This window comes from Chthonomonas sp. (genome assembly GCA_016788115.1).
In the GTDB taxonomy this organism is placed as follows: domain Bacteria; phylum Armatimonadota; class Fimbriimonadia; order Fimbriimonadales; family Fimbriimonadaceae; genus UBA2391.
The window spans coordinates 20,262-29,802 of the sequence record JAEURR010000001.1 but is presented as its reverse complement, the minus strand read 5'-3'; the positions used below and the strand labels follow the sequence as shown (position 1 = coordinate 29,802).

11 protein-coding genes are annotated in these 9,541 nt (G+C 58.6%); 5 read left to right on the top strand and 6 right to left on the bottom strand.

Translation table 11 applies throughout. The features are described from left to right. Positions 1–36: 36 nt before the first annotated feature. Positions 37–198, top strand: coding sequence for a PEP-CTERM sorting domain-containing protein (locus JNM85_00155; GenBank protein ID MBL8086469.1), 162 nt, complete (start codon positions 37–39; stop codon positions 196–198). A gap of 15 nt (positions 199–213) precedes the next feature. Here the strand turns inward: JNM85_00155 and fusA are convergent, their stop codons facing one another. The 6 genes from fusA to JNM85_00125 form a co-directional block, all read right to left on the bottom strand. Continuing rightward, positions 214–2,337 carry an elongation factor G gene (gene fusA / locus JNM85_00150; GenBank protein MBL8086468.1) on the bottom strand — a complete coding sequence of 708 codons (2,124 nt, stop codon included), beginning with the start codon at positions 2,335–2,337 and terminating at the stop codon, positions 214–216. A 127-nt stretch (positions 2,338–2,464) separates the two neighbouring features. Then, positions 2,465–2,935: a 30S ribosomal protein S7 gene (gene rpsG, locus JNM85_00145; protein MBL8086467.1), complete on the bottom strand. Its 471-nt coding sequence runs from the start codon at positions 2,933–2,935 to the stop codon at positions 2,465–2,467. 15 nt (positions 2,936–2,950) lie between these two features. Then, positions 2,951–3,331 (bottom strand): 30S ribosomal protein S12, encoded by a 381-nt coding sequence (locus tag JNM85_00140; protein MBL8086466.1) that lies wholly within the window; start codon positions 3,329–3,331, stop codon positions 2,951–2,953. 225 nt (positions 3,332–3,556) lie between these two features. Beyond that, positions 3,557–4,042 carry a DinB family protein gene (locus tag JNM85_00135; GenBank protein ID MBL8086465.1) on the bottom strand — a complete coding sequence of 162 codons (486 nt, stop codon included), beginning with the start codon at positions 4,040–4,042 and terminating at the stop codon, positions 3,557–3,559. Continuing rightward, positions 4,039–4,521, bottom strand: a complete 483-nt coding sequence (locus JNM85_00130) for an Lrp/AsnC family transcriptional regulator (GenBank protein MBL8086464.1) — start codon at positions 4,519–4,521, stop codon at positions 4,039–4,041. The genes JNM85_00135 and JNM85_00130 overlap by 4 nt, the downstream gene beginning before the upstream one ends. A gap of 9 nt (positions 4,522–4,530) precedes the next feature. Beyond that, complete coding sequence (locus JNM85_00125) at positions 4,531–5,679, bottom strand: ABC transporter ATP-binding protein (protein ID MBL8086463.1); 1,149 nt, start codon at positions 5,677–5,679, stop codon at positions 4,531–4,533. Between the two features lie 140 nt (positions 5,680–5,819). Here JNM85_00125 and JNM85_00120 point away from each other — a divergent pair, with 140 nt between their 5' ends. The 4 genes from JNM85_00120 to JNM85_00105 all read left to right on the top strand — a co-directional run bounded on the left by JNM85_00120 (position 5,820) and on the right by JNM85_00105 (position 9,413). Then, a complete protein-coding gene (locus JNM85_00120) occupies positions 5,820–7,676 on the top strand; it encodes a glutamate mutase L (protein ID MBL8086462.1) in 1,857 nt (618 codons plus the stop codon). Between the two features lie 40 nt (positions 7,677–7,716). After that, complete coding sequence (locus JNM85_00115; GenBank protein ID MBL8086461.1) at positions 7,717–8,184, top strand: hypothetical protein; 468 nt, start codon at positions 7,717–7,719, stop codon at positions 8,182–8,184. A 140-nt stretch (positions 8,185–8,324) separates the two neighbouring features. After that, positions 8,325–9,230 (top strand): prepilin-type N-terminal cleavage/methylation domain-containing protein, encoded by a 906-nt coding sequence (locus JNM85_00110; protein ID MBL8086460.1) that lies wholly within the window; start codon positions 8,325–8,327, stop codon positions 9,228–9,230. Positions 9,231–9,242: 12 nt separating this feature from the next. Then, positions 9,243–9,413 carry a hypothetical protein gene (locus JNM85_00105; protein MBL8086459.1) on the top strand — a complete coding sequence of 57 codons (171 nt, stop codon included), beginning with the start codon at positions 9,243–9,245 and terminating at the stop codon, positions 9,411–9,413. The last annotated feature ends 128 nt before the right edge of the window (positions 9,414–9,541 follow it).

Here is a 9,541-nt window from a genome sequence, read left to right as displayed (position 1 = left end):
AAGACCCAGGTCCCCGCGGGGTGGTCCTTTGATGAGGTGAAAGGCATCGACGACCTCGGAAGGGTCTACGGGGTCATGAAGAGGCCCACAGGAAACACCTACGCACTGGTCAGACTCGACCCCGTACCGGAACCCGGCACGCTCGCTGCCCTCGTGACCGGTACGCTGATCCTCCTCAGGAGAAGGACTAGGCGATGATGCAAGAAAGAGCGCTTATTTACTCTGCGACTTCGAGATGATTTCCGACGCAATGTTGTTCGGGACGACTTCGTAGTGCGAAGGCGTCACGTTCGGCGTTGCGCGTCCCTGGGTCAGCGATCGCAGCGTCGTGACGTAGCCAAACATTTCCGACAGCGGCACCTGAGCGTTGACGATCGTCGCGCCAAAGCTGGTCTCCATCCCGTCGATGCGCCCGCGGCGGCCGTTAATGTCGCCCACCACGTCGCCGACGTTCTGCTCGGGAGTCGTGACCTCCACGTGCATGATCGGCTCCTTGATGACCGGCTTAGCGAGCTTCATGGCTTCCTTGAACGCCAAGACGCCCGCCTGCTTGAACGCATTTTCGTTCGAGTCAACATCGTGGTAGCTACCGTCGTAGACCGCAACCTTCACGTCGACGACCGGGTATCCGGCGACGACACCTTGGAGCATGGCTTCTCGCACGCCCTTTTCGATCGCGGGGATGTACTCACGGGGAATCGAACCACCGACGACCTTGTTCTCAAAGACGAAGCCTTCGCCCGGCTGGAGCGGAGTCAGCTCAACCCAGCAGTGACCGTACTGACCCGATCCACCCGACTGGCGGATGAACCGGCCTTCGGCCTTCGAACTGGAGCTCACCGTCTCGCGGTATGCAACCATCGGCTTGCCCTGGTTGGCCTGGACGCCGAACTCGCGGTTGAGGCGGTCGACAATGATTTCCAAGTGGAGCTCGCCCATGCCGCTGATGATGGTCTGGCCGCTCTCGGCGTCGGTGAAGACGCGGAACGTCGGATCTTCTTCGGCAAGTCGTTGCAGGCTGGTGCCCAGCTTCTCCTGGTCGGCTCGGCTCTTGGGCTCGATCGCGATCTGGATAACCGGCTCGGGGAACTTGATCGACTCAAGACAGATCGGGCTGGCCTCGGCACACAGCGTATAGCCGGTGCGCACGTCGCTCACGCCGATGACGCCCACGATTTCGCCTGCGCACACCTCATCGATGTCCTGGCGGTTGTTTGCGTGCATTTCGAGAATGCGGCCCACGCGCTCGGTTCGAGTTCGGAGTTCGTTCGTCAGCGGATCGCGGTACGAGATCAGCACTGGCGAGCCCTTCTTGAGGACACCGCTGTAGACGCGGATGAAGGTCAAGCGGCCGACGTACTTGTCGGACATGATCTTGAACGCGAGCGCCGAGAACGGCTCCTTGTCGTCGGGCTGTCGCACGAGCTCTTCGTCCGTCTGCGGATGAATGCCCTTCAGCGCACCGACATCGAGCGGGGACGGCAGGTACTCGACGACCGCATCGACCATCGCCTGGACGCCCTTGTTCTTGAACGACGATCCCGAGATGCAGGGGACAAGCTTGTTGGCCAGAACTCCCTTGCGGATGGCGGCCTTCAACTCGGCGACTGGAATCTCTTCCCCACCCAGATATCGCTCCATGATCGAATCGTCGACGTCGGCGATGCCTTCAAGCATCTTCTCGCGCCACTCGTTGGCCGAAGCCATGAGGTCTGCGGGAATCTCGCACTCTTCAAACAGCTTTCCGTCGTCCGACTTGTACATCGTGGCGGTCATGGTGACGAGGTCAATGTAGCCCTTGTACTCGCTCTCTGCACCGATGGGAATCTGGATCGGCACCGCGTTGGCAGCCAGACGCTCGCGCAGTCGCGAAACGACCGCGTAGAAGTCCGCGCCAAGTCGGTCCATCTTGTTCACGTACGCGATGCGAGGGACCATGTACTTGTTCGCCTGTCGCCAAACCGTCTCGGACTGAGGCTGGACACCGCCAACCGCGCAGTAGACCGCGACCAGGCCATCAAGCACGCGCAGCGACCGCTCGACTTCTACCGTGAAGTCAACGTGGCCGGGCGTGTCGATGATGTTGATCTTGTGCTCGGGCTTGTCCTTCTTCGAACCGCTCCAGAAGCACGAAGTGGCAGCGGAGGTGATCGTAATACCGCGCTCCTGCTCCTGCTCCATCCAGTCCATGGTTGCAGCCCCATCGTGGACCTCACCGATCTTGTGCGACTTACCCGTGTAGTACAGGATTCGCTCCGTGGTGGTGGTCTTTCCAGCATCGATGTGTGCTGCGATGCCAATGTTTCTTACGAGGTCGAGGGGGTGACTGCGTGCCATAGCTCTCGGGTTTGCTCCTTAATTGCGGGTTAATGAAATTCGTTATTTCGTTCGGGATTCATTCATTCGCGCGCCGGCGGATGATGTCCACCGAGCGCGCGAAAGAGTCGATCGTTCTACGTCCGACCTAGAATCGGTAGTGAGAGAACGCCTTGTTCGCGTCTGCCATACGGTGAGTGTCTTCGCGCTTCTTGACGCTCGGGCCGGTTCCGTTGTAGGCATCCAGCAGTTCCGAGCTCAGGCGCTCCACCATGCTGCGACCATTGCGCTTGCGGCTGTTCTCAACGAGCCAGCGGAAGGCGAGGGTGCGCTTGCGGACCGGGCGGACTTCCATCGGGACCTGGTAGTTCTGACCACCGACGCGGCGGGCTCGAACTTCCATGACCGGCATGACGTTGGCGACGGCCTTCTCGAACAACTCGCGCGGCTCGACTTCAGCCTTCTTGGCGGCTTCATCGACAGCCGAGTAGAAGATGTGCTCGGCGATCGACTTCTTGCCGTCCAGCATCAGGCGGTTGATAAACCGCTGGATAAGCTCGCTTCCGTATACGGGATCCGGGGCGACAATTCGTTTTTCAGCTTGACCTTTTCGTGGCATTTTGAATCTTTATCCTTACTTCGCGGCCTTCGGTCGCTTCGCGCCGTACTTGCTGCGGCCTTGCTTGCGGTTGGCAGTACCGGCGGTCTGTTGGGTACCGCGAACGATGTGATAGCGCACACCAGGAAGGTCCTTGACGCGACCGCCTCGAACCAGAACAACGCTGTGCTCCTGGAGGTTGTGGCCAATGCCCGGGATGTAAGCCGAGACTTCGATGCCGTTCGTCAGACGAACACGAGCCACCTTGCGAAGAGCCGAGTTCGGCTTCTTCGGCGTCTGGGTTCGCACAACCGTGCAAACTCCGCGGCGGAACGGGTTCCCCTTCAAAGCCGGCGACTTGGACTTAAACGATTTCGACCGGCGTCCTTTTCGAACGAGCTGATTAACTGTCGGCATTCAATTTTCTTCCTAAGCGATCCATTTCATCAAGTTGGGGCAAAAAAACCCTTGCGCTCAATGTTCGCGCAGGGTTTCGTGTCAAGCGGATCGAATCGTGATCGAATTTCGTTCCAGTCTGGACACGCCTCCTTGGCCTGACGAATTTGGCACAGTGGTTCCACGATGCCAATGCACATTATGAAACCCTGGCATCCCGCGTGTCAAGGACCTGAGCGAACTCCCTCAAGGCATCCGCTGTCGGTGGTAGTGGATATGGGCCCGGGTCAGGCTGATGTAGTCATCTGCTCCCATTCGTCCAAACACCGGATGACGGAACGCTCGGCCCGCTTCGGCAAGCTGTTTCAATGGCGATTCGAGCACCTGACGGATCTGCGCCCAATTCCCAGCTGCTTCGTCGAGATCGAAGTCAGTTGCCGGGGTGAGGCCGGGCGTGGTTGGAACCGCTTTTGCTGAGTGCATGCGCTTCCGGACCATACGGTAGATGAAGTTCGGTTTGGGATCGCCCGCTCCGTTCGAAGCTGCCGCCTTCTCGATCCAGCCTTGGTACATCTTCTCGGTCCGAGCAAGATGCTCAATCGTGGCCAGGGGACTCAGCCCTCCTGGCACGCCCGGTTGACGACCTTGATCACCTAACGAGCGAACATGCTCGACAAGCACGGCGCGCTCCGACTCAAGCTCGGCCCACGCTGAGGCAAAGTCTGCGGTCACTTCACCTGCTCCAACGGGAGGATGTTGGTGTCCTTGGTTGTCCCCAACGTGAAGAACGAGTGGATTTTCCCCACTCCCCGAATGATCGAAATCTTTTCCGTGACGAACTTCTCGTAAGTGCGCATGTCTTGTGCCACGACTTTCAGTAGAAAGTCGAAATCGCCGCTCACGTGCTGACATTCCAGAACCTCGGGCATCGCCTTGACCGCTCGCCTGAACTCGGTAATGGCCCGGTCATGGTGCAAGCTCAGGCCAATCTGAACGTAGATCAGCAAGCCGAACCCTAGTTTTTCCGCATCGAGCCGCGTTTCATACGCAACGATGACCCCTGCATCCTCTAGTTTTCGCACGCGCTGTAGCACCGACGGAGGTGACAGCCCCACGAGACGCGCAAGGTCAGCATTCGTGATACGGCCATCCCGCTGGAGCAGGTCGAGAATCTTCAGATCGATCTCGTCGAGCGAATCACGATAAGCCATGGCGCAGAGTTACCGAACGGCTTCCTCGGTCGCTTTATCGAAGATGTGCAGTGCATCCAGGTTGATGGAGAACTTGGCCATCTCGCGCTCTTTCACGGACGTTGAAGAGTCGATGGTCGCCTGGAAGGTGTGTTCGCCGACCTTTAGATACAGTGTGTACACGTGGCCCAGCGGCTCCATGACGTCGATCAGCGCATCAATCGTGTTCTCGGGCGTTGACTGGATCGGGTTGTTGAGCGAAGCATCGTAGACATCTTCCGGCCGGAAGCCCAACGTTACTTCTTGCCCAGCCAGCCGGCGTGCGGGGTGATCCTTGGGCAATTTGAATTTGAAGTCGCCGGTATCGACCCAGAGACCATCGCTCGCGTCCACCAGCCGAGCTTCGAGAAAGTTCATGGGAGGAGCACCGATAAAGCCAGCGACAAACTTGTTCGCGGGCTGGCGGTACACGACCTCGGGATGGTCGCACTGTTGAAGTTTGCCGTCCTTCATGACGGCTACGCGCTGGCCCATCGTCATCGCCTCGACCTGGTCGTGCGTCACGTAGATCGTCGTGATACCCAGTTGGCGATGGAGACGAATGAGTTCAGCTCGAGTCTGAATACGTAGTTTTGCATCCAGGTTAGAAAGAGGCTCGTCCATCAAGAAGACTTTGGGTTTGCGGACGATCGCGCGTCCCAAAGCCACGCGCTGGCGCTGACCACCTGAAAGCGCAGCGGGTTTTCGCTGGAGCAGGTGTCCAATATCGAGCATCCGGGCCGCTTCTTGGACTCGCTGGTCGATGCTGTCCTTCACCTTCTTGGCCTCACCCATGTGCGTGATCTGCCAGAAGAACCCTTTCAGCTCGCGGAGGCGCAGGCCAAAGGCGATGTTGTCGTACACCGTCATGTGGGGGTACAGCGCGTAATTCTGAAAGACCATCGCGATGTCGCGGTCTTTCGGCGGAACGTCGTTCACCCGCCGCTCGCCGATCATCAGATCACCACTGGTGGCCTCTTCGAGTCCGGCGATCATGCGCAGCGCGGTGGTCTTGCCGCAGCCAGAAGGGCCGACCAGAACCATAAACTCGCCATCATTGATGTCGAGCTTGAGGTCATCCACTGCTTTGACGTCTTTGCCAAAGATTTTTGAGATCGACTTAAACTGAACTCCTGCCAATCGATGTACTCCCACGAGAAGGACTCGTTGCGCTCAGTATAACCAACGTTGGGCGCGCGGATGACATGACCGCCCTGCGGTTGCGTTCAGAAGGGCAGACCATGTGCAGCGAAGCCCCCGATTCCGAATATAATGCCGCCATGTCCAATGACATTCGGCGCATTGTAGCTACAGACTGCGGTTCAACGACGACCAAGGCGATTCTCATCGAGCGGAATGACAAAGGCGAGTATCGGCTCGTCGCTCGCGGAGAGGCCCCCACCACCGTAGAAAAGCCCTTTGAAGATGTGACTGTGGGCGTTCTGAACGCAATGACCGAGCTGGAAGAGCTCACCGAGACCTCAATGCCCGAGGGGTTTGAAGTTAAGCGCCGCACGCTCATCAAGGACGACCAAGTTTGGCGAATCCTCAAAGAAGGCACCGTACAGATGGAGCGCGGTAATCCGTTCGAGGCTTCCGACATGTACGTCTCGACCTCGTCGGCGGGCGGCGGACTGCAAATGATGGTCGCGGGCGTCGTCAAATCGATGAGCGCAGAGTCGGCGGAGCGAGCGGCTCTCGGCGCGGGGGCGATCCTCATGGACACCCTTGCCGTCGATGACGGCCGCAAGGATTACCAAAAGGTCGAGCGGCTGCGCCAGCTTCGCCCGGACATCATTCTCATGTCGGGCGGAACCGACGGAGGCACCAAGACGCACTTGGTGGACATGGCCGAAATCATCCGCCGCGCCGACCCGAAGCCCCGATTCGGCGATATGAAACTTCCCGTCATCTTCGCCGGAAACGTCGAGGCCCGATCGGAAGTCAGCGAAGTGCTAGGCAAGGCCATCGAGCTCAAGACAGTCCAGAACCTGCGCCCAACCCTGGACAAGGAGAACCTGGATCCTGCTCGAGACGAGATCCATGAGCTGTTCCTTGAGCACGTGATGCAGCAGGCACCCGGCTACGACAAGCTGCTGTCCTGGACAAGCGAGGAGGTCATGGCGACCCCCAACGCGGTTGGCAAGCTCATGAAGAGTTACGCCGAGCAGGAAGAACTGAATATCCTCGGCGTGGACATCGGCGGGGCGACCACCGACGTTTTCTCTGTGTTCTTGGACCCCAACCAGCAGCGCATTTACAACCGAACGGTCAGCGCGAACCTGGGCATGAGCTACTCGATCTGTAACGTGCTCAAGGAGACTGGTATCGAGAACATCATCCGGTGGGTACCGTTGCCACTCTCGGCGGACGAAGTGCGAAATCGCCTGCGGAACAAAATGATCCGACCGACCACGATTCCGCACTCATACGAAGACTTGCTGATCGAGCAGGCAGTTGCGCGAGAAGCACTGCGGCTTGCGTTCAACCACCACAAGTCACTCGCTCGCACGCTCGAAGGAAGCCAGCGCGACCGCGATATGGGCGAGTTGTTCACCCAATCCGGCGGTGCGCAAACGCTTATCAACATGATGCAACTGGACATGGTCATCGGCTCGGGAGGCGTGCTAAGCCACGCACCCAAGCGCGCCCAGTCGGCGCTGATGATGATGGACGCCTACCAGCCGGAGGGGATCACCATGATGACGGTCGATTCGATCTTCATGATGCCCCACCTCGGTGTCCTCAGCGAGCATTTCTACGAGGCTGCTCGGCAGGTGTTTGAGTTCGACTGTATCGTTAAGTGCGGGCACAGCGTCTCGCCTGTCGGCACAGCAAAGGCGAACGACGTCGTGATGACAATACGCGGTGCGAACGTGAACGAGACGCTCACGTACGGCCAGATGAAGGTCATTCCGCTCGGTCGCGGCGAAACTCAGGAGTTCACGATCGAGCCGTCCAAGAATTTTGACGTTGGCGCTGGGAAGGGCAAGCCCGTTACTGCCACACTCGAAGGCGGCACAGTGGGCATCATCCTCGATGCACGCGGCCGACCGTTCTCGCTGCCCACCGAACCCCAAGAGCGAATCAACAAGTTGCGCGAATGGCTTACCGCTTTCGGCCTGCCGCTCCCGTAATTTTCAGGTGATGCATCGTTTTCCGGTGTAGGATGAGACTATGGTTTCCAGAACTCAACTTGCCTTCGCATTGGGTTGCTTGACGACCGTTGCGGCGGTGGGACTGCTGCAACCGGTCGCTCCGATCGAGGACGTAGCCGCGGGTCCTCTGCCCTTCTGCGCCCAAGCGAAGCGGCAGGGCCTAAACGTCTACCTTGTGCGCGGGGCCTGGCTCGGCAATTCCGAGGCGACCGTCAGGCAGGACCATCGCGATGGCCTGACGCGGCTTCTCAACTCCGGTCGCATGATGCTGTTCGGCCGCGATGGGAACACTCAAGAAGATGTGTACATCGTCTCGGGCAAGACCGCCAAAGAGGCACTCGCGCTGTTCGATCTCAGCGGCGCGGTGAAGGAGCGAAAAATCTCCCTTACGGCTACACAATGGGCGATCGACGGGGAGGCGGGCATGCCGCGCGCATCTTCTCCCCCGCGTGAGGGTCCCAAGATGCCCCCGCCAAAGCCCAGATGACTGAAGTGAGAACTTAGAGTTGCACAGTACGGACAAGTTCAAATGAACTCAGCGAAAAGGTGCAACGAAGGAACCTATTGATACGTCCACTTTGTAGTTCCTTTGGGACCGATACGTTTACTTTCCCTTGGAGGCCTCATATGAACCGATTCAAATCACGTGGTTTTACGCTTATCGAACTCCTCGTAGTCATTGCAATCATCGCTATCTTGGCGGCGATCCTCTTCCCCGTTTTTGCACAAGCAAAAGCCGCAGCCAAAAAGACTGCGACGATTAGCAACATGAAGCAGCTGGGAACGGGCGTTGTCCTGTACACCAACGACGCTGATGACTTGTTCCCGCTTGCGACCAAGCAAGAAGACGGTACCGGGCAATACTGGTACGACGTCAGCTGGAACAAGATGGCTCAGCCGTACATCAAGAACCTCGACCTCATGGTTCACCCGATGGGCAAGGTCAGCCTGTCCTCAAACGACAAGTCGCCTTCGAACAAGATCGCGGATTCGGGGCTGATTCCCGGCTCGCGACCAAACCCGACGGCTCAGCGCGCCCAGGGAGGCCCGGTGGTCAGCTTCGGCATGATCGGCCGCGGCTATTGGATCGGCTTTGACGGTGGTGCAGGCTGTACTTCAGACAGCACGAATTGTCGATACCAAAACGAGTACGACGGACGCACTGCCGCTTACGATGGTGTCGCTGGTTCGGCCGCTTCGAACACGTCGGTCGACAACTGCTATGCCTCTCAGTCGAAGGGTTATCCCGGTGCAAGCTTGAGCACTTCGGCAGTCGCGCGACCTTCCGAGCAGATCCTGCTTCAGGAGTCGAACTTCTGGGACAACGGCGGATGCTATGGCTTCATCGCCTACCCGCGACCGCGCTATGGATTCACGCGAATCCCTGGCTTCTTCAATGACGGCGTAGCGCTCGGCACCATCGTGGTCGGCAACACCGACACCAGCACGAAAGCGATGCCAGCACAGCGACTGTACACCATCGAAACCGCAGGCACGCTGAACTACTACAAGTACTACTACCCGCACCAATAAGGACACACACGGATGATCAAGAAGCTATGGCCACTCTTCCTCTTTGCCGCCGCCTCCGTTCTGGCTGGCTGCGGTGAAAAGACCGATACGGATATCGACAGCGTGAACAAGGGCAAGGGGACACAGGAACGTGTGGAACCCCGCAACCGCGAGGAAGGTCGCAGCGCCGACGGCGCACGCTAAACCGACCTGACCCCGACCGCCGCAGGCACTCGCTTGCGGCGGTCTTTCTGTGTTGGGTACTATTCTCCTTAAGCAAACTCTCTTAAGACAGTCGGTATGCGCTTCGGCGCTAGAACACGCGAGATCGC

What these genes read in the sequence shown, in the direction of transcription:
- JNM85_00130 (MBL8086464.1), bottom strand. Translation starts at nt 4,521, where the DNA reads ATGGCTTATCGTGATTCGCTCGACGAGATCGATCTGAAGATTCTCGAC.
- JNM85_00105 (MBL8086459.1), top strand. Translation starts at nt 9,243, where the DNA reads ATGATCAAGAAGCTATGGCCACTCTTCCTCTTTGCCGCCGCCTCCGTT.
- JNM85_00115 (MBL8086461.1), top strand. Translation starts at nt 7,717, where the DNA reads ATGGTTTCCAGAACTCAACTTGCCTTCGCATTGGGTTGCTTGACGACC.
- rpsG (MBL8086467.1), bottom strand. Translation starts at nt 2,935, where the DNA reads ATGCCACGAAAAGGTCAAGCTGAAAAACGAATTGTCGCCCCGGATCCC.
- fusA (MBL8086468.1), bottom strand. Translation starts at nt 2,337, where the DNA reads ATGGCACGCAGTCACCCCCTCGACCTCGTAAGAAACATTGGCATCGCA.
- JNM85_00140 (MBL8086466.1), bottom strand. Translation starts at nt 3,331, where the DNA reads ATGCCGACAGTTAATCAGCTCGTTCGAAAAGGACGCCGGTCGAAATCG.
- JNM85_00120 (MBL8086462.1), top strand. Translation starts at nt 5,820, where the DNA reads ATGTCCAATGACATTCGGCGCATTGTAGCTACAGACTGCGGTTCAACG.
- JNM85_00110 (MBL8086460.1), top strand. Translation starts at nt 8,325, where the DNA reads ATGAACCGATTCAAATCACGTGGTTTTACGCTTATCGAACTCCTCGTA.